General features: G+C 61.8%; 25 protein-coding genes and 2 pseudogenes. 9 read left to right on the forward strand and 18 right to left on the reverse strand.

What is annotated here, in order from left to right; genetic code table 11:
- Both FJ425_RS01405 and FJ425_RS01410 read right to left on the reverse strand, forming a co-directional pair.
- Positions 1-2,079, reverse strand: a complete 2,079-nt coding sequence (locus FJ425_RS01405) for a hydantoinase/oxoprolinase family protein (protein WP_140721194.1) — start codon at positions 2,077-2,079, stop codon at positions 1-3.
- An 89-nt stretch (positions 2,080-2,168) separates the two neighbouring features.
- Entirely contained in the window at positions 2,169-3,074 is a 906-nt protein-coding gene (locus FJ425_RS01410; protein ID WP_140721197.1) for a LysR family transcriptional regulator, read from the reverse strand.
- Between the two features lie 118 nt (positions 3,075-3,192).
- Between FJ425_RS01410 and FJ425_RS01415 the strand changes: the two genes are divergently transcribed.
- On the forward strand, positions 3,193-4,311 hold the full coding sequence (locus tag FJ425_RS01415; protein ID WP_140721200.1) for an FAD-binding oxidoreductase: 1,119 nt from the start codon (positions 3,193-3,195) through the stop codon (positions 4,309-4,311).
- Positions 4,312-4,779: 468 nt separating this feature from the next.
- On the opposite strand, the gene FJ425_RS32290 is transcribed toward FJ425_RS01415, so the two are convergent.
- From FJ425_RS32290 to FJ425_RS01430, 4 genes are all read right to left on the reverse strand, one after another.
- Positions 4,780-4,908, reverse strand: a complete 129-nt coding sequence (locus FJ425_RS32290) for a hypothetical protein (RefSeq protein WP_281407496.1) — start codon at positions 4,906-4,908, stop codon at positions 4,780-4,782.
- A 355-nt stretch (positions 4,909-5,263) separates the two neighbouring features.
- Positions 5,264-5,479, reverse strand: coding sequence for a hypothetical protein (locus FJ425_RS01420; RefSeq protein WP_140721203.1), 216 nt, complete (start codon positions 5,477-5,479; stop codon positions 5,264-5,266).
- 23 nt (positions 5,480-5,502) lie between these two features.
- Entirely contained in the window at positions 5,503-7,137 is a 1,635-nt protein-coding gene (gene groL, locus FJ425_RS01425) for a chaperonin GroEL (RefSeq protein ID WP_140721206.1), read from the reverse strand.
- A gap of 56 nt (positions 7,138-7,193) precedes the next feature.
- Complete coding sequence (locus FJ425_RS01430; protein WP_140721209.1) at positions 7,194-7,532, reverse strand: co-chaperone GroES; 339 nt, start codon at positions 7,530-7,532, stop codon at positions 7,194-7,196.
- A 492-nt stretch (positions 7,533-8,024) separates the two neighbouring features.
- Here FJ425_RS01430 and FJ425_RS01435 point away from each other — a divergent pair, with 492 nt between their 5' ends.
- The 6 genes from FJ425_RS01435 to FJ425_RS01465 all read left to right on the forward strand — a co-directional run bounded on the left by FJ425_RS01435 (position 8,025) and on the right by FJ425_RS01465 (position 13,616).
- Positions 8,025-8,285: a hypothetical protein gene (locus FJ425_RS01435; protein WP_140721212.1), complete on the forward strand. Its 261-nt coding sequence runs from the start codon at positions 8,025-8,027 to the stop codon at positions 8,283-8,285.
- On the forward strand, positions 8,282-8,647 hold the full coding sequence (locus FJ425_RS01440) for a hypothetical protein (protein WP_140721215.1): 366 nt from the start codon (positions 8,282-8,284) through the stop codon (positions 8,645-8,647). The genes FJ425_RS01435 and FJ425_RS01440 overlap by 4 nt, the downstream gene beginning before the upstream one ends.
- Positions 8,648-8,733: 86 nt before the next feature.
- Positions 8,734-8,976, forward strand: a complete 243-nt coding sequence (locus FJ425_RS01445; RefSeq protein ID WP_140721623.1) for a hypothetical protein — start codon at positions 8,734-8,736, stop codon at positions 8,974-8,976.
- A gap of 102 nt (positions 8,977-9,078) precedes the next feature.
- The gene (locus tag FJ425_RS01450) at positions 9,079-9,330 is read left to right on the forward strand and encodes a DUF1488 domain-containing protein (RefSeq protein WP_246677846.1); all 252 of its coding nucleotides are present in this window, start codon (positions 9,079-9,081) and stop codon (positions 9,328-9,330) included.
- 31 nt (positions 9,331-9,361) lie between these two features.
- Complete coding sequence (locus FJ425_RS01455) at positions 9,362-10,180, forward strand: transglutaminase family protein (RefSeq protein WP_140721217.1); 819 nt, start codon at positions 9,362-9,364, stop codon at positions 10,178-10,180.
- Positions 10,181-11,315: 1,135 nt separating this feature from the next.
- Entirely contained in the window at positions 11,316-13,616 is a 2,301-nt protein-coding gene (locus tag FJ425_RS01465; RefSeq protein ID WP_140721223.1) for an FdhF/YdeP family oxidoreductase, read from the forward strand.
- A 2-nt stretch (positions 13,617-13,618) separates the two neighbouring features.
- Here FJ425_RS01465 and FJ425_RS01470 read toward each other — a convergent pair.
- From FJ425_RS01470 to FJ425_RS01525, 12 genes and pseudogenes are all read right to left on the reverse strand, one after another.
- A pseudogene (locus FJ425_RS01470) lies at positions 13,619-13,951 on the reverse strand (isochorismatase family protein); the annotation flags it as partial.
- Positions 13,950-14,894: a cytochrome c oxidase assembly protein gene (locus tag FJ425_RS01475; protein ID WP_140721228.1), complete on the reverse strand. Its 945-nt coding sequence runs from the start codon at positions 14,892-14,894 to the stop codon at positions 13,950-13,952. The pseudogene FJ425_RS01470 and the gene FJ425_RS01475, both read right to left, overlap by 2 nt.
- Entirely contained in the window at positions 14,894-15,490 is a 597-nt protein-coding gene (locus tag FJ425_RS01480) for a cytochrome c oxidase subunit 3 (protein WP_140541173.1), read from the reverse strand. Before FJ425_RS01480 ends, FJ425_RS01475 begins: the two co-directional genes overlap by 1 nt.
- A complete protein-coding gene (gene ctaD, locus FJ425_RS01485; RefSeq protein ID WP_140721232.1) occupies positions 15,491-17,404 on the reverse strand; it encodes a cytochrome c oxidase subunit I in 1,914 nt (637 codons plus the stop codon).
- Positions 17,401-18,474, reverse strand: a complete 1,074-nt coding sequence (coxB, locus tag FJ425_RS01490) for a cytochrome c oxidase subunit II (protein WP_181175754.1) — start codon at positions 18,472-18,474, stop codon at positions 17,401-17,403. Before coxB ends, ctaD begins: the two co-directional genes overlap by 4 nt.
- Before the next feature lie 159 nt (positions 18,475-18,633).
- Positions 18,634-19,719: a c-type cytochrome gene (locus FJ425_RS01495; RefSeq protein ID WP_246677847.1), complete on the reverse strand. Its 1,086-nt coding sequence runs from the start codon at positions 19,717-19,719 to the stop codon at positions 18,634-18,636.
- An 83-nt stretch (positions 19,720-19,802) separates the two neighbouring features.
- A complete protein-coding gene (locus FJ425_RS01500; RefSeq protein ID WP_140721241.1) occupies positions 19,803-20,255 on the reverse strand; it encodes a c-type cytochrome in 453 nt (150 codons plus the stop codon).
- A 261-nt stretch (positions 20,256-20,516) separates the two neighbouring features.
- The gene (locus tag FJ425_RS01505; protein ID WP_140721244.1) at positions 20,517-20,762 is read right to left on the reverse strand and encodes a hypothetical protein; all 246 of its coding nucleotides are present in this window, start codon (positions 20,760-20,762) and stop codon (positions 20,517-20,519) included.
- Between the two features lie 123 nt (positions 20,763-20,885).
- On the reverse strand, positions 20,886-21,317 hold the full coding sequence (locus FJ425_RS01510; protein ID WP_246677848.1) for a hypothetical protein: 432 nt from the start codon (positions 21,315-21,317) through the stop codon (positions 20,886-20,888).
- A gap of 2 nt (positions 21,318-21,319) precedes the next feature.
- A complete protein-coding gene (locus tag FJ425_RS01515; RefSeq protein WP_246676268.1) occupies positions 21,320-21,682 on the reverse strand; it encodes a hypothetical protein in 363 nt (120 codons plus the stop codon).
- The gene (locus FJ425_RS01520; RefSeq protein ID WP_140541178.1) at positions 21,679-22,899 is read right to left on the reverse strand and encodes a divalent metal cation transporter; all 1,221 of its coding nucleotides are present in this window, start codon (positions 22,897-22,899) and stop codon (positions 21,679-21,681) included. The genes FJ425_RS01515 and FJ425_RS01520 overlap by 4 nt, the downstream gene beginning before the upstream one ends.
- Positions 22,896-23,327, reverse strand: a complete 432-nt coding sequence (locus FJ425_RS01525; protein ID WP_140541179.1) for a hypothetical protein — start codon at positions 23,325-23,327, stop codon at positions 22,896-22,898. The genes FJ425_RS01520 and FJ425_RS01525 overlap by 4 nt, the downstream gene beginning before the upstream one ends.
- A 1,017-nt stretch (positions 23,328-24,344) precedes the next feature.
- Here FJ425_RS01525 and FJ425_RS31895 point away from each other — a divergent pair.
- Positions 24,345-24,449: pseudogene (locus FJ425_RS31895) on the forward strand (transposase); the annotation flags it as partial.
- Positions 24,450-24,681: 232 nt separating this feature from the next.
- Positions 24,682-25,038 carry an IS66 family insertion sequence element accessory protein TnpB gene (gene tnpB / locus FJ425_RS01540; RefSeq protein WP_140541180.1) on the forward strand — a complete coding sequence of 119 codons (357 nt, stop codon included), beginning with the start codon at positions 24,682-24,684 and terminating at the stop codon, positions 25,036-25,038.
- Positions 25,039-25,052 lie beyond the last annotated feature (14 nt).

Below are 25,052 nucleotides of genomic sequence, written 5' to 3' on the forward strand. Positions count from 1 at the left end.
TCACTCCGGGAAGGTCAGCAGAAGGTTGAGATGGCGGTCGACCCGTGCCTGCGCTCCCGCGGGGATCGCAAACGTGGTGTCTTCCTGAACGACCACGGCGGGCCCACGGAACGTGCTGCCAGGCATGAGGGTCTGCCGGTCGTGAAGGTCGACGGTCTCGACGCCGAGGCCCGTATAAACCGGGAGCCGGCGCGTCGGATCGGCGGGGGCGTCGACCTCATCGGTTTGCGGGAAGGAAAGTTTCGGCCCTGCGCCTATGGCGGACAGCCGGATGTTCACAAGCTCGATATCGCCGTCCGGATCGTGAAAATCGTAGAGCTGCTGATGGGTGAGGTGAAAAGCCTGCACGATGGCGGCCACATCGCCATCCGCCAGCCATTGCGGCGAAAGGACGACTTCGATCTCATAGCTCTGCCCGACATAGCGCATGTCGCAGAAGAGATTGAGTTCCGCGGCCGCGCCATGCCCCTGCGCTGCGAGCCAATGACGCCCCTCAGCCGCAAGCGCTTCGAAGGCGTCGCGGATGGTGGGAAGCGACGCTGAGGACAGCGGGCTGAAGATCGTGCGGATAAAATCGCCGCGCAGATCCGCCACCAACCCGCCGAGTGCCGAGACCACGCCGGGGCGGCGCGGCGCCATCACTCGTTTCATGCCGAGTTCGCGGGCAAGGAAAGAGCCGAGCATCGGGCCGCCGCCGCCGAATGGCATCAGCGTGAAATCGCGCAGGTCGACACCAGCGCGCGAGGCGAGTTTCTCGACCTCGACGAACATTTCCGACACCGCGATATCGAGGATTGCCTGCGCGGTCTGCTCGATCGTGCGGCCGAGCCGGGCGGCAAGCTCGCCGACCGCGCGATGCGCCAATCCAGTGTCGATCCGGAGCTGGCCATAGGCCATCTCGCTGTGGCCGAGCCACCCGCACACCACCATGGCGTCAGTCACCGTCGCCCGTTCGCCGCCGCGGCCGTAGCATGCCGGTCCCGGTGCCGAGCCAGCCGATTCCGGCCCGACTCGCAGCACGCCTTGCGCATCTATACTGGCGATCGAGCCGCCGCCCACGCCGATCGAGCTCACCGACACGGATGGAATGTGGAGCGGGAATTCGCCGATCAGTTCGCCGGTGCCGAACTGCGCCTCGCCGTCTATGATCAGCGCGAAGTCGGCCGACGTCCCACCGATGTCGAGGGTAAGGATCTTGTCTTCGCCGGCTTGACGCGCCAGCCACGAGGCGCCGATGACGCCGGAAGCCGTTCCCGACAAAAGCATGTTCACGCATGCGCGCTTGCCTTCGGCGGCGTTCATCAGCCCGCCATTCGATTTCGTCAGCATCGGGCGCGCCGGCACACCGCAGCTCCTCAGCCGCTCTTCCAGCGCTGTCAGATAGCCCGAGACGCGCGGATGGACATAGCCATTGAGAATGGCAGTCGAGCTGCGTTCATACTCGCGGATGACCGGCCACACTTCGGCAGAGGTGAAGACGAAGAGGTCCGGTGCCAGACGGGCGATCGCGGCCTTGACCGAGGCTTCCTGCGCGGCGTTGCGCCAGGCATGGAGGAAGGACACGATAATCCCTTGCGCTCCGCCTGCTTTCGCAGCCGCAACCGCCCGTTCGACGACGGCGATGTCGGGTGCCTGAGTTTCACTGCCATCGGCACGCATGCGGGCCGGAATGCCGAACACCATGTCGCGCGAGATCAGCGGGTCCGGCCGCGCGCAGAACAGCGAATACATGTCCGGCATTCGCAGCCGCGCGAGCTCGACCACGTCCTCGAAGCCGGCATTGGTGAACAACGCGAGCGCGGCGCCCTTGCGCTGGATGATGGTATTGATGCCGACGGTCGTGCCGTGCACGAAGCGCGTCATATGGGTGGGATCGAAGCCTTCACGTTCCGCCAGGAGGGCGAGGCCCGCCATCAGCTCGGCGCCCGGATCGTCCGGCGTCGTCAGCACCTTCAGCGAGGCGACCCGGCCGGAACGGGTCTCCAGCGCGCAGAAGTCAATGAATGTTCCGCCGATATCGACGCCGACCTTCCAGTCGGCTTCGTTCTGCGCCTCGTCCGCCGCGATGGCACCGTCCATGATGCGTCCCTTCCTGTCTGCCGACCAAAACTCGCACGAGCGGACGATCAACGTCCAAGATGGATGAGGGGGAAGGATATAAGTCCTGCTTATGCCTTGGCGCGATGCTCACCGAGAACGGCGGAACAGGCCGTACGGATTTCGTCGCGCATCATCTCGTCGGCGCGCGACAGGGCCCGGGCACGCGACGTGAGCAGCGCGATCGGAAATTCCGGTCCGGCCGCCAATGGCCTGACAGCAAGGCCGGCGAACTGGTGCCAGGGCAGCAGCGCGTCGACCAGGCCGATACCCAGGCCGGCCTGGACGAAACCGATCGCGGAAATAGAGACGTCGATCTCTAGCGATGGTGAAAGCGCCACGCCTTGCGCGCGGGCAGCGTGGGCCAGTTCGTCAGCGGGGCGGGTATTGCCGCGATAGGATATCAGCTCCTCCCCGGCCAGGTCGGCGAGCGTCAGCTCCGTTTTCTTCTGCAGTGAATGCCCGGCAGGCAGCAGGCAGGCGAAGCCGACGCTGCCGATCACCTCCGCCTCGATATCGGGAGGCAGCCGGTCGTCCATGGCTACGCCGAGGCTGGCATCGCCGGCGCGCAGCATGTCGACGATCGCGGCGATCGGCGCGCTGTTGGAACGCAGCAAAATGTCCGGATGCTGCGTCCGGAATGCGGTGAAGGCGCGCGGCAATATCGCCATGGCCGGCGGTGGCGAAGCCGCGACCCGCACCAGCCCGGTCCGCCCGAGACGCAGGTCGGTAGTCTTGCGGCGCAAACCTTCCAGTCCCGCCGACAGCCGCTCGGCATCGGCGAAGATCTCGAGCGCCTCAGGCGTCGGCCGCAGCCGGCCTTTGACCCGTTCGAACAGGGTGAAGCCAAGCTCGTCCTCGGTATGAAGCAGTATCTGGCTGAGCGCGGGCTGCGAGATGTTCAGCATCCGCGCCGCGGCGGTCACGGTGCTTGCGCGCATGACGGCGATGAACACTTCGAGCTGCCGGGCCCGCAAATCCCAACTCCATAGGTCGAGCTTATGACTTCCGTCCAAACCCATCTTTGACGCAATGCCGCGGCGCCGACAAGATGGATGCATCCAAGGATCTGCTGCTCTTCGCTAAGGAATGACTATGGATGTGATCGTGCTGGGCGGCGGACTGATGGGGACGGCTTCGGCCTATTTTCTCGCCAGGCGCGGCGCGCGCGTGACGCTGATCGAGCGCCGCCGGATCGGCTCCGGGGCGACCGTCGCTTCGTTCGGTAACATCAGGCGCACGGGCCGCCATTTATCCCAGTTGCCGCTTGCCCATCGCTCGCTCAAGCTCTGGGGCGAGGCCGAAAAGATGCTTGGCCGCGACGTCGAATTTCGCGCCACCGGCCACATCCGACTGATTTTCGATGAGGGAAGTCTTGCCGACATGCGGGCCTATGCTCAGGCGGCGCGACCCTGGGGACTGGAGCTGGAGGAACTTGGCCCGCGCGAAATCCGCTCCCGGTTTCGCGGCCTCGGTCCCGAGGCGATCTCTGCGTCATTCTCGCCGCATGACGGCAGCGGCAATCCCCGGCTCATCGCACCGGCCTTTGCCGAGGCTGCCCACAAGCTGGGGGTCGAGATCGTCGAGGATGCCAAGGTCGATAAGATCAGCCACACCGACGCCGGATTCCGTATCGCTAGCTCAAAAGGCGCGTTCGCCGCCGAGTACCTGCTCAACACCGCCGGCGCTTGGGGCGCCCGCGTCGCTGCGCAATTCGAAGAAGAAGTTCCACTGGAAGCGCGCGGCCCGCAGATGGGCGTGACAGAGCCGTTGCCGCACCGGATCCTGCCGGTGGTCGGCATATGGACACGCGACAAGGAGCATGGCGCCTATCTGCGCCAGGTCGAGCGGGGCAACATCGTCTTCGGCGGCGCGGCCGAAAGGGTGCCGGTGGATCTCGACCCCGGCCACGCAAGAGCCGACCCCAGGCGCCTGCCGTTACAGTTGCGCGCCGTCGCGCGGCTGCTTCCGGCGATCGCAAAGGTCGCGGTCATCCGCACATGGTCCGGATGCGAGGGCTATACGAGCGACATGCTGCCGATCATGGGGCAGTCGGCAACGACGCCGGGCTTGTTCCATGCCTTCGGTTTTTGCGGGCACGGTTTTCAGCTCGGCCCGGGCGTCGGCGAGGCCATCGCCGAACTGATCACGACCGGCCGCTGCGAAACGCCACTCGACGATTTCAGGATCGATCGCTTCGCCGGCGCAGCCTGACGACGCACATTGATTGCGCTTGGCGGCCCACAGGCCACAAGGGATAATCCCTTTTCGAAACCGCCAACCTCCATTTTTCAGCCTTGAATCAAATGATTGCGTCCGTGGGAATCCCGACAACCGATATGAATGTAAACGAGCCTTAAAGCAGGCGGTTGCTTTCAGCAAGGTGACGCGCCCGCCGCATCGTGCGGTCGGTGTCGGCGATCTTTCGTCTTGCGGCTTCGTCGCTTCTGGTCGTCGGCCGCTTCAATAGGACTTTTGCGGCCTCGACGATTGGCTCGATCGTTACGACCGGAGCATCCGGGGTTTCAAGTATCTCATGCTCATCATCCTTTCAGGCAAAACATGAAAGCGAGCGCGGAGCAGCTGCCCGCTCCGGCAAGTTATGCACGGCGACAAGGTTACTTTCGTACGATCCAGGCCAGCAGTGCCGAATCAAATCGGAGTTGCCGGCATAATCGCGGATCAGAAGCGCGGCGTTTCCCTGCCATTGATTCTCAGGGTGCGATTTTCGATGACCGATGTTCTGAAGGCGTCGCGCAGGATATTGCAGTCAAAAGTCGAAATCACATCGGCGGAATGATCGTTGTCCATAATCCGGCTCCCATCGAGGGGCGGGAGTATGATGGACGCGCTCAAGCGCCGGTGCCCATGTTCTGGCCAGCGACAATGGGACTGTACGCCCCCGACATTCCGGCGGATTTATTCGTTGGTACATCGGTACAAGTCAGCGGCCGGCCTCTTCCCGCCGCTTGGCGTCTTGATCGCTCAGCCGGCTACCATCTCGTACGCTTGGCCGGCATTGATGCCGACCATGATCTTGTGATCGGACTCGGCGAGCTGGCCGGTGAAGACGTCGAAAACGGTCCAGCTGTCCGGATGGTCCATACGAAGCCGTGGCGGTTTGCCATATTCCGCGTCCTTTCGTTTTCGCCCGCCGCCGATCGGTTCAGGTTTGCAGAATGAAAAATACCGCCGCCAGGACAAGTACTGTCCACAGCACCACGCAGAGGTTCAAAGCCAGGCCCCTGCGCGACGAGAGACCTTCTCGCATACGGGCCGCCAGGTTCGTCATATTGCTGGATGTGGCCGAAGCCGCCACGATGGCGACCGGCGACTTGGCCCCAAGCCTGCCGAACACCGGGGGGAGCGTCGGTTCACGCACGGCCGTCTCCTGGCGCCAAGGTCTCAGTATCCCATTCCGCCCATGCCGCCGCCGCTAGGTGAAGGTGCGGCATCCTTGGCCGGAATGTCGGTGATCATGGCTTCGGCGGTGATCAAAAGCGCTGCGATCGAGCCGGCATCCTGCAGTGCCGTGCGCACCACCTTTGCCGGATCGACGATGCCTGCCTTGATCATGTCGACATATACCTCGTTCTGGGCGTCAAAGCCCTGATTGTGGTCCTTGCTGTCGGCAAGCTTGCCGACGATGATCGACCCTTCGACGCCGGAATTCTCAGCGATCTGGCGCATCGGCGCTTCGAGGGCCCGGAGCACGATCGAGATGCCCGCGGTGACATCGGCATTGGCGCTGGTCAGGCCCTTGAGCGCCGACCTGGCGCGCAGCAGCGCCACACCACCGCCGGGCACGATGCCTTCCTCGACAGCCGCGCGCGTGGCGTTCAGCGCATCGTCGATACGGTCCTTCTTCTCCTTGACTTCCGACTCCGTAGCACCGCCGACGCGGATCACCGCAACGCCGCCGGAGAGCTTGGCCAGCCGCTCCTGCAGCTTTTCCTTGTCGTAGTCGGACGTGGTTTCCTCGATCTGACCCCTGATCTGGGCGACGCGCGCCTGGATGGTGGCCTTGGCGCCGGCGCCGTCGATGATCGTGGTGGTGTCCTTGTCGATCAGCACGCGCTTGGCGCGACCGAGCATGTCGATGGTGACGTTTTCCAGCTTGATGCCGAGATCCTCCGAGATCATCTGGCCGGCGGTGAGCACGGCGATGTCTTCCAGCATCGCCTTGCGGCGATCGCCGAAGCCCGGCGCCTTGACGGCCGCGACCTTGAGGCCGCCGCGCAGCTTGTTGACGACCAGCGTGGCCAGCGCCTCGCCTTCGACGTCCTCGGAGATGATCAGCAGCGGCCTACCGCCCTGCACCACTGCTTCGAGGATCGGCAGCATCGCCTGCAGGTTGCCGAGCTTCTTTTCGTGGATAAGCACATAGGGCTCTTCCAGTTCGACGCGCATCTTGTCGGCATTGGTGACGAAATACGGGCTGAGATAGCCGCGGTCGAACTGCATGCCCTCCACGACGTCGAGCTCGGTCTCGGCGGTCTTGGCTTCCTCGACAGTGATGACGCCGTCATTGCCGACCTTGTCCATGGCCTTGGCGATCATCTCACCGACGCTGGCATCGCCGTTGGCGGCAATGGTGCCGACCTGCGCGATCTCGGCCGACGACTTGACCTTCTTGGCCCGCGCCTTGATTTCCTCAACCACGGCGGTGACCGCCTGGTCGATGCCGCGCTTGAGGTCCATCGGGTTCATGCCGGCAGCGACCAGCTTGGCGCCTTCGCGCAGGATCGAGGCGGCCAGCACCGTGGCGGTGGTCGTGCCGTCCCCGGCAAGGTCGTTGGTCTTCGAGGCCACTTCGCGCACCATCTGGGCGCCCATGTTTTCGAACTTGTCGGTAAGCTCGATTTCCTTGGCCACCGTCACACCGTCCTTGGTGATGCGCGGCGCGCCATAAGCCTTGTGGATGATGACGTTGCGGCCCTTGGGGCCGAGCGTCACCTTGACGGCGTTGTTCAGGAGCTCGACGCCGCGCAGCATGCGGTCGCGCGCGTCGGTGGAGAATTTGATTTCCTTGGCAGACATGATCGTTGATCCCGTTCGAAAATTGGAGTGCGCGGTTTGCCGTGAAGACTGCCCGGTCAGGCGGCGTTCTTGACGGCCATTGTCTTGTCGACAATGCCGGTCTCGCTCTTGTCGATGATGCCCCTGATGTCGGCTTCCTTCATGATCAGAAGGTCCTCGCCATCGATCTTGACCTCGGTGCCGGACCATTTGCCGAACAGGATGAAGTCGGCGGCTTTCACATCGGGCACGATCAAGGCGCCGCTTTCGTCGCGTGCTCCCGGGCCGACGGCGATCACTTCGCCTTCCTGCGGTTTCTCCCTGGCATTGTCGGGAATGATGATGCCGCCCTTGGATTTGGTATCGCCTTCGGCGCGGCGAACGACGACGCGGTCGTGGAGTGGCCGGAATTTCATGGGAACTTCTTTCTGTGGCCGGCATTGGGCGGCCGCTGCCTCTGTATAGGCGGGCTGGCACTCGATAGATAGGAGTGCCAGAATTATTTCTCGCTGATGACCAAGAATTCGAATGAAATAATTCGAGCCGCGCAGAAATTCATCCGCACTTGTGGGAAATTTTCTGCCGGCTTGAATTTTGCGGGTGTGCGTCTGTTATTTCAAGGGACAAATAAAAAGCGTCTCGACCTTGTTTAGAACTCAAATGAGGCGCATAGGTAAAACTCGTTGATTTGGTCGAGTTGGCTTTGTGTCAGAGCCCCGCCATTCACCACCGAATTCTCGAAAACGAGTGCAGCGCCGGTCCGGCGCACATTTCGTTCCGTTCGAACCCCTGGAATGACATCGACGCTGACCACGGATGTACTGGCAGCGTCGGGCATCATTCCGGTGGTTCGAGTGGGAATGATACGGAAACGCGCAGGCGCGGGTTTCCGCTGAAAGCCGCAACAAATGACCAGCCGCACCACACCAACTATCGTTCGCTTCAAGTCGGCGTTTTCGCTGCCCGGCTTTGATGCACCGCAACCACCCGGGGATTACCGCGTCGATCACGACGAGGAAGCCCTCGAAGGAGCTTCCCTGATCGCGTGGCGCCGCGTCGCCACCTTCATTCACCTGCCGGCGATCTCCGCAAGCGGTGCTACGCGGCAGATGGTGCCGATCGAACCGGCATCGCTCAAAGCCGCACTGGAGCAGGACCAGAGACAATGATGAGAACCACGATGATGCAACGCAACGCACACCCGGTCCGCCGCGAAGCCGCAACGCATCTATTTGCCCTCGGACAGGCTGTCCGGCTGAAGGGCGGCTTCGGCACGTTTCCAAAGACTTCGGAAATCTACCGGATCACAGCCAGACTCCCGTCGAGGGAAGATTCGGCGCAGTACCGCATCCGCAACGACGGCGAACCTCATGAACGGGTGGCGACGCAAGACAGTCTCGAACCGGTCGCCACATCGCCGGGTGACACCATAACGCTCATCGAAAGGACGTTCGCACATGGCAAAGGGACCGAAACGCTCGAGCCGGGAAATCAGGAAGCCGAAGCAGGAAAAGGCCCTGCCCAAGCCTAAAAGCGTGTTCGGCGCCCACACCAGACTTCCTAACATCAGTACCCCTCGCGGCTAAGGCGAGAACTGACACAGCGAGATGGATGATGATGAAGATCATGATCGAATTCTATCGCACCCGAGAAGCGGACGATGCGCATGCCGTGCTCGGCCGCGAGGCCGCGGAAGCCGCCGACCTCGACGATGCGATCGAAATCGCCAGGCTTTTGGCTGGGACCCTGAACATGCCGCAGCGGCCGGACGCCATGACGATCGCCGATGCGAATGGCGCAAGGCTCTATTCGGGCGTTCTCGCCGGGGAGGCGAGTAATGAGGATCGGCTAACATCATGAGTGGCCATAACAACGAAAGCTGTCGGACCCGCAACGTCGCCGCGCTTGCGGTCTGGGAAAATGAGGGCGGCGCGTCCGGGTGCGATTTCTATGGACCATCAAATGGCCGTCGAGTGGAAGTTGGTCGCTCCTGGACCGACTTCCACGTTTTCAGCGCGCAACGCCGTCCGCCTCACCGATCATGACGGCTTGCTTCTTGGTCGATGTCAGGCGCTCGCGAAATCGGATATCGCCTTGGCCGAGACCGGGCCTGCTGAAACAACATACCTTTCAGCATTCGAGGCCTTGCTGATGTCCATCCATGATGTTGCTTGCCAAGCCTACTCCCGCAACGTCGCGAATCCTGCACTCTGACCCCCGCTGATTTCCGGCAGGAAAGATCCACATGCTGATCCGCTACGGCTATGAGATCACGCTGACCTGCCAGCAACCGACCGCATTGGTATGCCTGCTATCGGTCCACCACGACCGCGCGGCCGACATCAGGATCCCCGAAACGGTCTTCACCACGCCCGATGTTCCGACATCGACCTACCATGATCTCTTTGGCAACCGATGCCGCCGGCTTGTCGCGCCCGCGGGCGACCTGACGATGTGGGGCGATGCAACGATCGAGGATGACGGCAAGATAGACAGGCTGCTGCCAGCTGCCCGCGAAGTAGCGGTGTGGGATTTGCCGGACGACTGCCTTGTCTACCTAATGGGCAGCCGCTACTGCGAAACCGATCGTCTCAGCCAGGCGGCGTGGGACATGTTTGGCGCCACTGCCCCAGGTTGGGGCCGCGTGCAAGCAATCTGCGACTTCGTCCACGGTCATATTCAATTCGACTACATGCAGGCCAGATCGACGCGAACGGCCTTCGAGGCGTACCAGGAACGCATAGGCGTCTGCCGCGACTTCGCCCATCTCGCGCTGACTTTGTGCCGCTGCCTCAATATTCCTGCACGCTATGTCAACGGACACCTCGGCGACATCGGGGTCCCGGTCGTCGACCCCATGGACTTCAGCGCCTGGATCGAGGTCTTCCTGGACGGTGCTTGGCATACTTTTGATCCCCGAAACAACACGCCCAGGATTGGCAGGATCGTCGTCGCCCGCGGCCGCGATGCGGCCGACATTCCGCTCATCAACTCCTTCGGCCCGCATGTTCTCAAAGGGTTTCGGGTCTGGACCTACGAAGTGCAGAAGCTTCATCTCACATGAACAATTTGCAGGCGGGGCGGGGCGCGGCCTCTCGACCTGTTGAATTAGGGGCTGGCGCCAAGCGGATCGTTTGCTAGTGGCGCTATCATGACTTCCAGCGCGGTCGCCTGCGACGTCCGCTTTTAGGCAGGGGCACAGCTAACTTTGATGACCGAAGCTGGGCGCAAAACTGCCGTTCGCGTCGTGGATAGCGTTCGGGTCAGACTCTCCCGTCCCCACCGGTCTTTGCAACCCGAGACAGGCCCATCACGCCCGACACTGTAGAAAATATCGCATGCTCTCCGAGCGGGAGGAAAGGCGGTAGCGCTCTACCGCTACCATCAATACGGCGTTAGGCTATAGTTCGCGCGCTAAGAGAGCTATATTCTAAACTCGACCCAACATCTGATGCAGCTCGCCGCGTAGCTCGGCATGGACCTCGCCGCGCTTGTCGCCGGGCGTGAGCACGATCTCTCCGATCGACGAGCGCAGCGCAGCGGCAGCCGGACGTCAGTCATTTTTGGCAGGTCAGGCTCCATCTTCATAACGCTCCCGCAGCGAGCTTGCTCCGCCCGGCAGTGTAGAAGTGCCCTGCTGCGCCAATGCCGCGGCGCTCATCATCAACCCGAAAGCCGCCGCAGCGCTTGCCACAATTTGGGTTTTCGGGCGTGATCTCGGGCGCCGGCAATCTGCGCAGCGCCGGAGCCGGAGCCTGGTCGTTTCGGGCGCGAATACCTATACCGGCCAGACCATCGTCGACAGCGGAACCTTGCGCGCGGGATCGGCCAGGCCGTCATCGGCTCGAAGGCCTTCCAGGTCAATGGCGGCACGCTGGACCTCAACAGCTTCGACCAGACGCTGACCACCCTCACCAGCACCGGCGGCACGCTGGCCCTGGGCAGCGCGAAGCTGATGACAGACGGGCACCACCTCAATCGTCCGCTAGGTTGAAGGCTGTCCGGCACCGTCCTTCGGCACTCTTGATGGAGATCGGCAGCGCCTCTTTGGACACAATTGAGCCATCCGACGCGACCGTGCGCTACCGTTCGCGAGCCCGAGCACTGGCGGCCTACGATGAGTCACTGACGAGGCAAGCTGGAACAACTGAGGCCCGCTTTGGTTTTCCCTTTGCTTTCCTCATTTTTGGACGACTCACATGGAACCTGCTGTCACCGATCGCGTCGAGATCAAGAAATACAATCATCCGACCGGCGGATGGGGCTCGCTCAAGTCTCTGATCCGCAACGCGCGGGACCAGGGGCTGCTGCTGTCCGACATATGGAGCATGTTGCTGAAGCAGAACAAGGCGGACGGCTACATGTGCGTCTCCTGCTCATGGGCGAAGCCGGCCGAGCCGCGGCCTTTCGAGTTCTGCGAGAACGGCGCCAAGGCGACGATGTGGGAGCAGACCAGCAGGCGCTGCGAGCCGTCCTTCTTTGCCACCCATAGCGTGACCGAACTCCTGGATTGGCCGGATCACGATCTTGAGAAACAGGGACGCCTGACGGAGCCGATGCGCTATAACCGCGCCACCGACAAATACGAGCCTGTGGCGTGGCCGGACGCGTTCGGCGATATGGGCGCTCAACTCCGGCGCCTCGACCCGAAGTCCGTGGTCTTCTACACGTCCGGACGCGCCTCGCTCGAGGCCTCGTTCATGTATCAGCTCTTCGCCCGCATCTACGGCTCTTCGAACCTGCCCGATTCCTCGAACATGTGTCACGAGTCGACGTCGGTCGGCCTACCGGAATCGATCGGCTCTCCTGTCGGAACGGTGCAATTGGAGGACTTCGCCAAATCCGACATGATGTTCTTCTTCGGCCACAATACCGGTGTCACCGCGCCGCGCCTGTTACACCCCATCGAGGACGCTCGCCAGCGCGGTGTCCCGGTGATCACCTTCAACCCTCTGCGGGAGCGGGGCTTGGTGAGATTCAAGAACCCGCAGAACCCGGTCGAGATGCTGTCGCCAGGGCCAGGAACGAAAATGTCGAGCGATTTCTTCCAGATCCGGGCGGGCGGGGATATTGCGGCCATGAATGGTATCGCCAAGGCTGTGCTGGCGCTCGATGACGCAGCCCGAGAGCGAGGCGGAAAACGCGTCCTCGATACCGCTTTCATCGAGGAGCATACATACGGCTTTGCCGATTTCGAAGCCTATCTGCGCGCGACCGATTGGGAAGACATCGTTCGACGTTCCGGCATCTCGCGGGCTGATCTCGAACATGTCGCTGAAGTATACAGTTCGGCCAATGCGGTCATCGGCAATTACGGCATGGGGCTCACTCAGCATCGCCACGGCACCGAGAATGTGCAGATGCTGTGTAACCTGCTGCTCATGCGCGGCAATATCGGCAAGCCCGGAGCCGGCATATCGCCGTTGCGCGGACACTCCAACGTGCAGGGACAGCGAACGGTCGGCATTTCCGAAAAGCCGGAGCTCGTCCCGCTCGACAAATTTCGCGACTTCTACGGCTTCGAGCCGCCGCGGGATAAGGGGCTCGATACCGTCGAGACGTGCGAGGGCGTGATCGACGGGCGGGTTCGCGGTTTCGTCGGACTCGGCGGTAATTTCGTGCGGGCCGTTCCGGAAACCGGACTGGTCGAGAAGGCCTGGCGGAACCTCGACCTGCATGTCGAGATCGCGACCAAGCTCAACCGCAGCCATTTGATCGCCGGGAAAGTCACGTATCTGCTGCCATGCCTGTCTCGGCTGGAGAAGGACATTCAGGCCAGCGGGCCGCAATGGGTCTCGATGGAGGATTCGACCGCCTGCATTCACGGCTCCTTCGGGTCGCGGCCAAAACCGAGCGAGCATCTCATGTCCGAACCAAGCATTGTCGCGGAACTCGCCAAGGCGACCGTCGCCGGCATGAGTTCGATTCCCTGGGACGACTGGGTCGCTGACTATTCCCGCATCCGCGACGAGATTGAGCGCTGCTTCCCGGCACATTTCAAGGATTTTAACAAACGCTTCCTCACGCCAGGTGGATTCCATCGCGACATCAAGGCGTCGAAGCGCGTCTGGCAGACGCCGAACAAAAAGGCGAATTTCAAGCTGCCCACCACGCTGGAAACCGACCCCGACATCGATGTGTCGGGCGAGGACGTACTGACGCTGATCACAGTACGGTCGAACGACCAGTTCAACACGACCGTGTATGGTTATCGCGATCGGTTGCGCGGCATCATCGGAACGCGAATGGTCCTGCTGATGAACGAGGAAGACATCCGACGGATGGGGCTCAGCGCCGGGCAGGAAGTCGCTCTCGAGGCGCATGCCGATGACGGTGTCGAGCGGCGGGTGGGAGGCCTGCGGGTCACGCCTTACTCCATACCAAGCGGCAACTGCGCCGGCTATTATCCCGAACTCAATCCTTTGATTCCGCTGTGGCACAGGGCTCATAAAGCGCACGTCCCGGCGGCGAAGTCGGTGCCGGTGAGGATCGTCGCATAGCTTTAGGTCCAGGCCGAGAGAATCGTCTCCATGTCGACTGTCTCGACTTGTTGAGTGAAGCGCTGGTGGTAGACGGTCATGAGGGCGTAATGCGTGGCGTCGGAGGAACTGCAAAGCGCATCGGTGACCGACGCGATAGCCGATTTCGGTGGCGCCAAGAACGGTTGCGAGGACGCAAACATCGTTTCACCGCCGGTGACCACCAGCGTGTCGATTTGGCGTGCCGCAAGCACAGCCTGCAGCTTACTCTCCGGCCAAGGCGAATAGATGGGCTTGTCGATCACCTGTGCCGGTGGACAAAACGATGGCAGCGGCGGCAGAAGTGCTAACGGTTTAGTCTCGCATGGAACTCGCAGTACCGGCGACCTTCTTCATGGCGGACGATCCGCTTCCGATCCAAAAAGCCGCCAGGATCAATGCGGCCGCCAAGTAGAAGGCGGAGGCCCCCACCCACATGATCAAGCCACCAAGTTGCTGGTCTTCGAGAACGGTCAGATTCCATTGTGACGCCACTGAGTTCCTCGGAACGAATAGCTTATTTTTTGACAGGGCCAGGATCGCGCCGAGCAGCCCGCAATGCATCGAGGTGAAGAACAGATAGAACACCGACGCGCCGTAGCCTCTCCGGCGCGCCCGGCCATTGAGCAAAGCCCACCAGAAGAGCAGCGCGCTTGCCAAGAAGCTGAAATGCTGCAGCCAGTGCACCGGCTCGCTTGCGAGTGCAGCGTCGAAGAGAACCGGCATGTGCCATGACCAGATGGCAAGGCCGTGCAGGATCGTTGCGGAGGCCGGCTCGATCAGGCCTCGCCATGTTATTCGCACGACCTGCCATCGCGCCGCGCGCGCCAGGCGTCGTCGTATGACGGGCGGGAACGCCCACAACATGGCGCCGAGCGGTCGCGACAGGACAAGCGCAGGGGCAGCGACCACCATCAGGACCTCATGCTCGAGCATATGCGCCGTAAAGAGCCGCTCGCCCAATTCATGCAGCGGCGACATCAGGGCCGCGGCAAGCGCTGACCAGCCTGTCGCGAAGCAGGCCAGTTGCCAGCACGCGACGCTACGCCCCGCTCCCGCCCGCCGCCACAGCCGTGCGACGCCGCCGCTGTAGAGAAGCAGCACGACGCCAAGCGGAACAACAGTCAAGCCGGCCACGGACCAGCCGCCGGTTCCTTGGCCTGCACCATGTGCGAATGTGGCGGGCGCCGGCATGATGCACAGCGCCGAAACAAATACTCCGAGCAAAGATGCCTCGCCGACGGAGCGGGCGATCGGCATCACAACCTCGGCAGCCAATAGAGCACGGCGTAAAGGGGCAGCCATGAGAGCACGACGAAATACCAGTAGAACGCATTATCCTCGGCATCGCTGAAGCGTTTGCCCGTTCCGTGCCGCGTGAACATCAGCACGGTAAGGACCAGGGTGTCGGCGACGTCAGTCAGCACATGCACGCCATGAAGGCCGAGAAGGAGCCAGACAAAGGAGCCATAGGCATTGTCGCTCCAGCGTACCGGCAAGGCCGAGAATTCCATGATGCGCAGCCCGATAAGCACCAGCCCAATCGCGCTCATGATCAGCAGCAGCAGACGGACCGAGCGCAAGCTCTCCCGCATCGCTGCTCGCTTGATCAGGAAATTCGGCAGCGCGCTGACGACAAGGACGAGCGTGAAGAGCGCCGACCAGAGCAGGCTCAAGGGCACCGCGTCCTTCGCCCAATCCTTGTTGGTGACGGCCAGGTAGAGATAACCGCCGATGCCGAGGGCGAAGCCAGTTCCCTCCAGCAGGCAGAACGAGAAGGTCCCCCACCAGGGGGTGACACGCGAACCGAAGGCATAGGTCGGCAAACCTGAGACATCGATGACGCTGCGGGCCATCTAAACATTCTCCTCGATCGTTTTCGGCCAGAACCAGGCGACCAGCACGATGGCGACGACGGACGAACCCCAAGTAATCGCCCAGGGCGTGTAGATCGAGCCGATGAACGCGAGGGCTGTGACAAGCGCCGCCAGAAAGGGCCAGATCGAGGGCGCGGGCGATTCCTCGCGAATGTCGGGCCGGGCCTCGCTGATGCTCGTCACGACCAGCTCGCGCTCATCAACCTTGAGGCCGCCGACCACCGCCCTGTCGTCGCCCTGATCCCATAGCGGCGAGCCGCTGGTGACGCACGGAATGCGATCGAAGTTCTGCGGCCGGGGCGGCGAGCTGGCCGCCCACTCCAACGTGTCGGCGCCCCAGGGATTGTCGCCGGCAAGGGCGCCCGAGCGGGCGCTGGCCATCATGTTGTAGAGCATGAGCAGAAAGCTTGCGAAGAACAGCAGCGCGCCGGCGCTGGCGAGCAGGTTGAGTCCGCCCCAGCCCATCTCCGCGGGATAGGTGTAGACCCTGCGCGGCATGCCACGCAGGCCGAGCAGGTGCATCGGAAAAAACGTGATGTTGAAACCGCTGAAGGCGAGGACGAACTGCCATTTGCCGAGCCGCTCATCCATCAGCCGGCCCGTCACTTTCGGAAACCAGTAATAGACGGCCGCGACAAGCGGAAAGACGGTACCGCCTATAAGCACGTAGTGGAAATGGGCGACGACGAAATAGGTGTCGTGCACCTGCGTATCGATCGGCACCGACGCCAGCATCACGCCCGAGAGGCCGCCGGCGACAAAGATGAAGAAGAAACCGAGCACGAAGATCAACGGCGTCTTGAGCACCGGCTTGCCGTCCCATAGCGTCGCAATCCAGCAGAATATCTGGACCCCGTTCGGAATGGCGATTGCCATGCTGGAGGCGGTGAAGAATGCGGCGCCGATTTCAGGCAGGCCCGTCACGAACATGTGGTGGACCCACAAGCCAAAGGACAAAAAGCCGATCGCGATCAGCGACAGCACCATCGGCAAATAGCCGAAGACCGGCCGCCGGGAGAATGTCGCCACGATCGCCGACACGAAAGCGGTTCCAGGCAGGAAGATGATGTAGACTTCGGGGTGACCAAAGAACCAGAAAAGGTGCTGCCAAAGCAGCGGATCGCCGCCCGCGTCCGGATTGAAAAACTGCGTGCCGACCAGCCGCTCCATGATCAGCATAGACGAGGCGAGCATGATCGCCGGCATGGCGAAGATGATGATGAAGGAATGGACAAGCATCGTCCACACGAAGAGTGGAATGCGGTCAAGCGTCATGCCCGGCGCGCGCTGCTTCAGGACTGTGACGACGATCTCGACCGAGACTGCGAGCGCCGCGACTTCGGTAAAGGTGATCATCTGCGCCCAGTAGTCCGGCCCCTTGCCTGGGGTGAAATTCAGATTTGCGAGGGGCACATAGGAGAACCAGCCGACATCAGGGCGGATGCTCAACGCGAAAGCGCCCCACAACATCAGGCCGCCGAACAGATAGACGTAGTAGGAAAAGGCATTCAGGCGCGGAAAGGCGATGTTGCGGGTGCCGACCATGAGCGGCACCAGATAGACGGCGAACGCCTCGCCGACCGGCACCCCAAACAGGAACATCATCGTTGTGCCATGCATGGTGAAAAGCTGGTTGTAGAGCTCGGCGTCGACGAAGTGGCTGTCCGGTCGTGCGAGTTGCAGCCGCATGATGATCGCCATGATGCCGCCGGCCAACAGGAAGACGAAGGCGGTGACGATATAGCGAATGCCGATGATCTTGTGATCGACTGTCGAGAGAATGCCTATCAGACCACGCGCCGTGCCCCAGGTCTTGCTCAGCCTCGCGCGCAGTTCCTCGTCATCCAGATCGGTGTCACGGGTCTCGTGACGTTCGTCGACCGCCTGGCTCATCGCGAACGCTCCGAAAGGGCGGCGAATGGAGACGATGCCGCGGAAGCAACGACACTTTGCTTCGCAAGATGAGCCATCGTCCTTGCCGGCGCGGCTTGCTTTGCGCGCCAGCGTTCGAATTCGCTCGGCTCCAGCGCCTCCACGAAGATCGCCATATGCGCATGCTGCTGGCCGCAGAATTCGGCACATTGGCCGCGGTACACGCCGGGCTTATCCGCTTGGATATGGAGCTCATTGCTTTTGCCTGGAATGAGATCGAGCTTGCCGGCGAGGCTTGGTATCCAGAACGAGTGGATCACGTCACTCGTGGTGAGCTTGATGTCGACCGCGCTGCCTACCGGAATGCGAATCTCGTTCGCCGTTTCGAAACCGTTGTTTCCTTCATAGCGGACCTGCCACCACCATTGGTGCCCTATGACGGATATTGTTATGGCCGCCCCGGCCCCGTCTCCGTAAACCGCCCTTTGTCCGTCGAAGCTGAGCACGGCCAGGCCGGAGAGAATGATGACGGTCGATGTCAGCATCGCAGCAAAGGCGATACGCATCGGCCGTTTGACGGCTGGACGCGCTTGCGCCGGTTCGCCGCGACTGTCTCGCCGGCGTGTCAGCGCGAAGAACAACCCGGCCATGGTGACCAGCCAGACAAGTCCGAGCACGGCCGTGAATATCCAGAACAGAACAGCCAGAGCGTCGGCCCGCTCGCCGTGCGGATCGAGGGCCGATTGCATACCGGTGCAGCCAGAGACGAGAGCGCCGGCGGCAGCCGGAAGGCTGGCCAACGCCCGCCAATTGGGGGCTCTCCGAAACAGACGAAACACAAGATCCGGAACTCGCCGGTCCCGTTCCGTGTTGAGGGCTTCGTAGAGTACCGAAGGGGCCGAGCCGTGAGTCTGAAACGCGATATCAGGATTTTCCGCGAACCAGGCTTCTACGTTGCGACACTCCTCGCCTTCTGCCTGATCGGCGGCGTTCTTCTGTTTTGCGGCATCTACGCGCCATAGCTGCGACAGGGGGCCGGGACAGGCTGCAGTCCCGAAATTCCATGTCTCGTGGGGCCGCCGGAAGTGCATTCAGCCTAGTTCACCCGCAAAGGATGCTTCAGCCGGCTGTCCGCTCAGGCCGTCTGTGCGCTGTTGGAACTGGCAGGATGGCATAAAGTTCCTTGAACCGATTTCGAGGCGCCCTGCTTGGCAGGCGCTCTCGGCCCTGCAATGTTTCCGGGCGACGTACTATGGTGGTTGCTGAGCATCTTCCGCCGGTTTGGAAAAGTAGGCCGATACCGCCCGTATATCGTCGTCCGTGAGGCGTTGGGCGGCAGTCGCCATGATACGCCAGAATGGCGTGCCGCCTCGGCTCTCGGACCGGAACAGCTTCAATTGTTGTTCGAGGTAAGCGGCGTGCTGACCGTCGAGGCGCGGATAGATCGGGTTCTTGTCGGAGCCGATGTGACAGCCGTCACAGGCAGGCACGTTCCGCTCCGGAATTCCGGCTTCTGCGATTTGCCGTCCGCTGTTGATCACCGCTGCCGGGATTTGATCGTGTTCCCCCGAGGCCGGTGGCAGCATCGCAAAATACCGGGCAAGCGCGGCCATTTCGTCAGGAGCTATGCCGGTCACCGGCAGAGCCATGAAGCCGCTCGTGCGGTCTCCTTTGGCATAACCCTGAAGACTGGCGAGCAGGTAAGCTTCCTTCTGCCCGGCCAGCGCGGGCACGGCCTCACTCCTGCCCTCGCCGTCGCCTCCGTGGCAGCGCGTGCAGTCGGAGAGAACATCCGGGGTGGCGGGTTGCCGGTCGCTGCCGGTTGCATCGCTGCCATTGAAGGCAAGCGCCCGATATTCATTGGGATTGAGTTTTGGCAGTTCCCGCAGGAAAGCAACCATTGCCCAGACCTCGTCATCGCGGTCGCGGGCCGGCCAGGCGGGCATGCCGGTGAACCGTATTCCATGCTTGACGATCCGAAAAAGCTGGGCGTCGGTCCAATCTCCGACCGTGAGCGCAAGATCCGGCGGTTGCGGAAGCATCCGCAGCACCGCCGGCGAGCGGAGCTCGCCAGGCGCGCCGTGGCAGATCGCGCAGCCTCGGGCAAAATGTCCGGCTGCCGCCGGGAGCCCCCGCCGGTCGAGCGTTTTCGGCGCGTCCACGGCCAATGCATAGGTGCGTACGGCCGAGCGCATGGCGAGTTGAAGGAACCAGGCCGTCACCTTCCAATGGCCGCTGCTGGCGCCGACGTTGAAAAAGCCGATCCATGCCCCAAGCAACAGGACGACAGGCAAACCGATGGCGCCGAATACGGCATGCTTCACGCGGATCATCATCGGCTGGTTCGCCACGCGAACGGCGTCTTCTTCGGCAGTAGCATTGGACGACGCTGTCCCGAATTCGGCACGAGAACCAGGCGTCATTGCAAGGCTTTCAAATATCGCGCGATCGTCTGGATTTCGGTTTGCGGCAGCATGTCGAACGCCGGCATTTTCACGCCTGGCTTGAACAGATCAGGGCGAGCGACGAAACGTGCAAAGGCTTCCTCGGTGTTCGGCAGGACCCCGGCGCCAATCGCTGATCGCGATCCGACATGGGAGAGGTCCGGGCCAATCGTCCCGCAAGCCTCGGTGCCTCTTATGGTATGGCATGCACCACAACCGTTGCTCAGGAACAGCGACAGCCCGCTGCCCGGCGAGTCTTGGGGTGCGGTTGGGTTCGAGGATTGCGGCGTATCCGGAATCATGGGCTCGATCAGAGGTTCGACGACCTTCGCTTGTCGATGCCCGGGTTCCTCGGCTGCGACCCAGCTGCTGCCATGGGCAAGGAACCAAAATGCGCAGCCTACCAGGAGGCCGGCGTTTGCTGACATGACAATCGCTCCCGCGCTTTAACTTTGCAGGAGGGGCGAGGTTCCATTCCCGCAGGCGGTCTTTTTGGTGGCCAACCGCTAGCGAAGGTGGTGGTTCAGCCTGAAGACCTTTTCCAGTCGAACACGTCGAAACCGATCACAGTTATTCGTCGAGAATCCTTCTAAGGACCCGCGCAAGTTGCGCAAAAGACTGCTGCCACAGATTATCGAGAAGGCACCGATTGCTGCCGGGGCCTCCACCGGGTGCCGCAGAGCGCGATCCTACTTGGAACTTCGGTTCTTGTTATGGGCACTTTCTTGATTTTTACCGCGAAGGATATTGCGATCGTCTGGATCGACCAGGTCAGGCGTATCGCCCCTGAGGCTCGACCCCTTCCGCCTTGCCTCGCGCTCCGCCGCCGACCGCTTCAGCTCCGCTTTGGCCTCGAATTCCTTGGGCGCGTTTTTCGTATTCTCATGCTTCTCGATGACACGTATCTGCTGATCGTGGGTGGTGCGTCCAGTCATTGCTCGCTCCTGCCTTTTTGACGGTAACGGCAGTTGGACTCGATCGTTCCGCATACGAGGAGTTTCCTTGGGCAAAAACGCAATATGGCAAGAGTAGCGGCCTTGCCGTCGGCAAGTCCGGGCTCATCTGGACAGACGGCGCGCCCGCGGTCGGTGCAAAGCGTCTCGGACAACATCGGAAGACCGCCGCCTCAAACTGTCGCGCTGATGGAGGGGAGCGGGATTTGTTCGAGAATTGCCAATATCTTCGAATCCCGAGAGCTCGTCATCCGAGCAGAGCAGCCGCGGGTGCGCCGGATCGGTAATGTCGAGCTTGTCCCAAGGTATGCGATAGAGGCCCGACCTGCGACGCAGCCTGAAGAAATCGAGCAATGCGGTGCCGACCGTCGACGCGGACAGACGTTCGAACGCCGCGAAGATGCCGATATGGAATTCGATGACGACGAGATCGTCACGATCCTGCTCGGCGATGATCTCCTCGATGTAGCCGATGCTCTTGCCGCTTTCTGAGCACACGCGCCGGCCGGCCAGATGCTCGAGGTTCACATTCGCCATCGTCAGGCTCCCGGGATCCGGCCGACGACGTGATCGCGCAACCAGTGCTGCCAGGCAAAGATCTTCGTCCTGCGAACGTCGATATCGAATTCGATGTCGACGCCGATGTCGCGCACCTTGTTCCATGCGATCCGATGCGGCCTTGCCTGGCGCTTGCCGCCAAGCTTTGCCGCGAGGCGCGCCGTCCACCGCCCAAGCCGTGCGCCAAGCCTGCGCGCCAATGCGATCGAGCCAAGTTCGACGGCAACGAGCCTGGGCGGCTTGCCTTGCCTCAGCTCGGCGACTAGACCGTCAACCTTGCCGATCTTGACCTGCTCGCGATCGACGACCTGCTTGTCCAGTATATCGCGCAGCAGCTGCATCATGTGCCTCCGAATATCTGCAGCGGAATGGTCACCACCGCCAGCACGAAGCCGAGCGCGATGACGAAGATCACGGCCGCGTTCGAAATGACACCATTGCGATGCTTGCCGACATAGCGGTCGTCGTTCAGCAGGAAAAGGAACGGAACGACCGTCAGCGGCAGGCTGGCCGCGGTCAGCGCCATCGAGAAGATGGTGAGCTTCAACGGGTCCAGACCGAACGCTATCGGGACGGCGGCGAGGAAGAGCGTCAATGTGTAGACGAGGCTGAATCCGGGATCATCGCGCGGCTTCAGATCCTCACCCCATGTCCAGCCGAATCCCTGCGCGACGAGATAGGCCTGCTGCAAACCCACTTCGAGAGCGGCTCCGAAACAGGCAATGCCTAGCGAAGCAACGAAAAGGACGAAGCCCCAGAAGCCGAAGATCGGGATCAGCATCAGCGGAAGCTGGTTATAGTCATCCACCTGGTTCACGCCATGGGCGCCGAGCACGAGCGCGGCCACAATCAGCACGGCGACCGAGATCGTCCCTCCGAAGCCCATACCAAGGCCGGCAATCGCCCGATTGGCGCCGAGGTAACTCTTGTCCCATTGGTCCTCGATCGCGCCCGACGAATAGAACATGAAAAGATAAGGCGAGATCGATGCGCCGAGAATGCTGACGGCCATGAACCAGTATTTTGCTGTGTCCTGCTGCGGCAGGCTGGGCACGGCCCCGACCGCCACCTCTTTCCAGTCGGGGCGGAGCATCACGGCTGCGACGACGAAGCAGAGCGTGACCAGGCCAAGCATCGATACCCCTTTCTCGATGAGCCCAAACGTGCCTTTCCACAGCAGCAGCCAGGCAAGGAAAGCCACCGGCAACGCGCACCATTGAAAGCTGATTCCGGTGGCAAGCTCGGCGGCAATGGCAACGCCGCCTATCTCGGCGGAAAGCACCAGGAAGTTGACCAACAAGACCGCAAGCAGCGGCCAAATGAAAGCATGAAAGCCGAAACGTTCGCGAATACCGTCGACAATGGTGTGATGGCTCACGGCGGCGAACCGGCCAGCCATCTCGACCAGGAAGGCTATGCAGACGGTGCCAAGTACAATGGCCCAGATGAGCTGGTAGTCGAACAATGCACCGGCCTGCGCCGCCGTCGCCATCGAGCCGACCTCCAGGAAGCCGCCGACGCTGGTCACGACACCGAGTGAAATTTCGAGCAGCTTCTTCATTGCTGCTGCGCAAAATATTGGCGATAGGCTGCGGTGAGATCCGCTTGCGCGGCGCGAAGATCCTGCCGCGCCTGTCTGGCCTGGATCTGCTGTTCAGCCTTAACGGCGCGCTCGGCCGCGGCTGCTGCGATCGTCAGCCGGCCGACCGCCGACTTCAGCGCGTCCCGCCTTGCGATATCGGATGAGGGGGCCGATTGAACTTGCCGGTCGGCGTCACCAAGCGTGCCGGCAAAGGATTGTAGGGCCGCAGATGCATAGTGCGGCGGTGCGGCGCCGGAAAGCCAGGCATCGGTCACCAATACCGCCGCCTCAGCCGTCGAGGCGGCAAGCTTCGATTGCTGTTCGACGGTTTCAGATGAGGAGCAGGAGGCAAGCGCCAGTGCAAGCACCTGCAGTAAAAGCAGACTCCGCCAGGCAATGCTGCTCAATTGCTTCCTCTCGCTACTTTTTCAAACATGAAGATAAGGCAGCGTCGATCGGAAGGTTCCACTCACTTGGACGGCAGAGTCCGTTGGCGCAGTTCCGGCAACTCGTCTACTGATGAGTTGCTCAACTTCGCTTCGAAAGCGGTAGTCATCGACCTGCCAGCTCGAGCGCTGGCGAAGACCTTTTCTCATGCAGCGAGACGGCTTGAGGACACGATGGGGTGGCTCGACTTTGACAGTGCGACCCAACAGAAGAATGTATGGGTCCTCAATAGGCCCAAAACGTTTTGAGCCAACGGCAGTTTTCGTCAATGAAATCAAAGGTTATGGTGAGCCCGGAGGGCATGGTTGTGGCACTGATTTCATTGCGTTTTTCGAGGGCCAAAATCACGAAGCTTCCCCTATCGTTCCGTATGCTTCCGCGAGCAACCAGCGAGCTACTTACCGAAAGTCTCTATCGCCTCGGCCTCAAGAGTTGGCCCATAGGTTCAAATCACGGACTAGCAATGTCTATCAGTTTTGCCCGCATAGCTCGGAGATGACCCTCGCCTCGCTTGCTGACTACAGCTTCCAAATGGGCAGCGTCATGCTAGCACTTGTCAATTTTTTTGACCGTCGCCGATAGGAAAAGACTGCTTCCTCAATAGTGGGTTTTGGGATGTAACGGTCTCCCGCGATCACTTCAAACCCTATCGTACGCAATGTTTATAGCGGCCGCCTAAATGCAGTGGGTTCTTCAGTGTAGCGTCCGCCAAAGCTCCGCTTCGTCGCGCGTCCCGTCATCGAAAACTTGGAAGAGTTCCATAGCCAGATATTCGCGCTGATCACGGTCTCTCTTGGCTAGACTGTAAGCGCTGTTCCGGCGGCACCTTTCGGAGGTCGGCCTGAGCGAGGATGTTGGAGCTTTCAGGGCTTCGACACATGACGATTTCAGAGCTTACGCTTAAATCCAGCGATCCCGAGCCGGCGCGCCGGTTCGAGGTGTTCTCCGGTTCCGGTCGTCGGCGGGAATGGCTGCCGGAGGAGAAGGCGCGGATCGTGGCGGAAAGCTACGATGCCGGCGAGACTGTGAGTGCGGTGGCCCGGCGATATGCATTGTCCCCGCAGCAGCTGTTTGCCTGGCGTTGCGCCGCTCGTGCGCCGTTGGCGGAAACGCTGGCACCGGAACCGTTGTGCCGGCAGTGGTGGCGGCGCCGGAGTCGGAACCGACGGGGAAACGGCAGCCACAACGCAAACGGAACCCCGCCCGCGATGCCGGCATGATCGAACTGGAGATCGACGGCGTCACCATGCGGGTCGGCCGTGGCGCTGACGCCAGGACTGTTGCGGCGGTGATCCGCGCGTTGAAGGCTACGTCGTGATCGGGCCGACGGGTGCGGTCAAGGTCATGGTGGCGACGAAGCCGGTGGACTTCCGTAAGGGTGCTGAGGGCTTGGCCGCGCTGGTGCGCGAGACGATGGGCGCCGATCCGTTCAGCGGCGCGGTCTATGTCTTCCGCGCCAAGCGCACCGACCGGATCAAGCTGATCTTCTGGGACGGCACCGGCGTCTGCCTTTATGCCAAGCGTCTGGAGGATGGCGAGTTCCGTTGGCCGAAAGTGCATGACGGCGTGATGAGGTTGACGGCTGCACAGCTCTCGGCGCTGCTCGAAGGGCTCGATTGGCGGCGCGTCCACGAAGCGCGCCGGACCCGCATTCCAGCCCAGGCGGGCTGACCCGCGACGAAGTG

Origin of the sequence: Mesorhizobium sp. B2-7-2 (assembly GCF_006440775.1) — a bacterium.
Lineage (GTDB): Bacteria > Pseudomonadota > Alphaproteobacteria > Rhizobiales > Rhizobiaceae > Mesorhizobium.

What these genes read in the sequence shown, in the direction of transcription:
- FJ425_RS01455 (WP_140721217.1), top strand. Translation starts at nt 9,362, where the DNA reads ATGCTGATCCGCTACGGCTATGAGATCACGCTGACCTGCCAGCAACCG.
- FJ425_RS01415 (WP_140721200.1), top strand. Translation starts at nt 3,193, where the DNA reads ATGGATGTGATCGTGCTGGGCGGCGGACTGATGGGGACGGCTTCGGCC.
- FJ425_RS01475 (WP_140721228.1), bottom strand. Translation starts at nt 14,894, where the DNA reads ATGCCGATCGCCCGCTCCGTCGGCGAGGCATCTTTGCTCGGAGTATTT.
- groL (WP_140721206.1), bottom strand. Translation starts at nt 7,137, where the DNA reads ATGTCTGCCAAGGAAATCAAATTCTCCACCGACGCGCGCGACCGCATG.
- FJ425_RS01495 (WP_246677847.1), bottom strand. Translation starts at nt 19,719, where the DNA reads ATGATGATCCGCGTGAAGCATGCCGTATTCGGCGCCATCGGTTTGCCT.
- FJ425_RS01445 (WP_140721623.1), top strand. Translation starts at nt 8,734, where the DNA reads ATGAAGATCATGATCGAATTCTATCGCACCCGAGAAGCGGACGATGCG.
- ctaD (WP_140721232.1), bottom strand. Translation starts at nt 17,404, where the DNA reads ATGAGCCAGGCGGTCGACGAACGTCACGAGACCCGTGACACCGATCTG.
- FJ425_RS01505 (WP_140721244.1), bottom strand. Translation starts at nt 20,762, where the DNA reads ATGACTGGACGCACCACCCACGATCAGCAGATACGTGTCATCGAGAAG.
- coxB (WP_181175754.1), bottom strand. Translation starts at nt 18,474, where the DNA reads ATGCACTTCCGGCGGCCCCACGAGACATGGAATTTCGGGACTGCAGCC.
- FJ425_RS01480 (WP_140541173.1), bottom strand. Translation starts at nt 15,490, where the DNA reads ATGGCCCGCAGCGTCATCGATGTCTCAGGTTTGCCGACCTATGCCTTC.
- FJ425_RS01500 (WP_140721241.1), bottom strand. Translation starts at nt 20,255, where the DNA reads ATGTCAGCAAACGCCGGCCTCCTGGTAGGCTGCGCATTTTGGTTCCTT.
- FJ425_RS01465 (WP_140721223.1), top strand. Translation starts at nt 11,316, where the DNA reads ATGGAACCTGCTGTCACCGATCGCGTCGAGATCAAGAAATACAATCAT.
- FJ425_RS01405 (WP_140721194.1), bottom strand. Translation starts at nt 2,079, where the DNA reads ATGGACGGTGCCATCGCGGCGGACGAGGCGCAGAACGAAGCCGACTGG.
- FJ425_RS01450 (WP_246677846.1), top strand. Translation starts at nt 9,079, where the DNA reads ATGGCCGTCGAGTGGAAGTTGGTCGCTCCTGGACCGACTTCCACGTTT.
- FJ425_RS01430 (WP_140721209.1), bottom strand. Translation starts at nt 7,532, where the DNA reads ATGAAATTCCGGCCACTCCACGACCGCGTCGTCGTTCGCCGCGCCGAA.
- FJ425_RS01510 (WP_246677848.1), bottom strand. Translation starts at nt 21,317, where the DNA reads ATGGCGAATGTGAACCTCGAGCATCTGGCCGGCCGGCGCGTGTGCTCA.
- FJ425_RS32290 (WP_281407496.1), bottom strand. Translation starts at nt 4,908, where the DNA reads ATGGACAACGATCATTCCGCCGATGTGATTTCGACTTTTGACTGCAAT.
- FJ425_RS01520 (WP_140541178.1), bottom strand. Translation starts at nt 22,899, where the DNA reads ATGAAGAAGCTGCTCGAAATTTCACTCGGTGTCGTGACCAGCGTCGGC.
- FJ425_RS01440 (WP_140721215.1), top strand. Translation starts at nt 8,282, where the DNA reads ATGATGAGAACCACGATGATGCAACGCAACGCACACCCGGTCCGCCGC.
- FJ425_RS01515 (WP_246676268.1), bottom strand. Translation starts at nt 21,682, where the DNA reads ATGATGCAGCTGCTGCGCGATATACTGGACAAGCAGGTCGTCGATCGC.
- FJ425_RS01435 (WP_140721212.1), top strand. Translation starts at nt 8,025, where the DNA reads ATGACCAGCCGCACCACACCAACTATCGTTCGCTTCAAGTCGGCGTTT.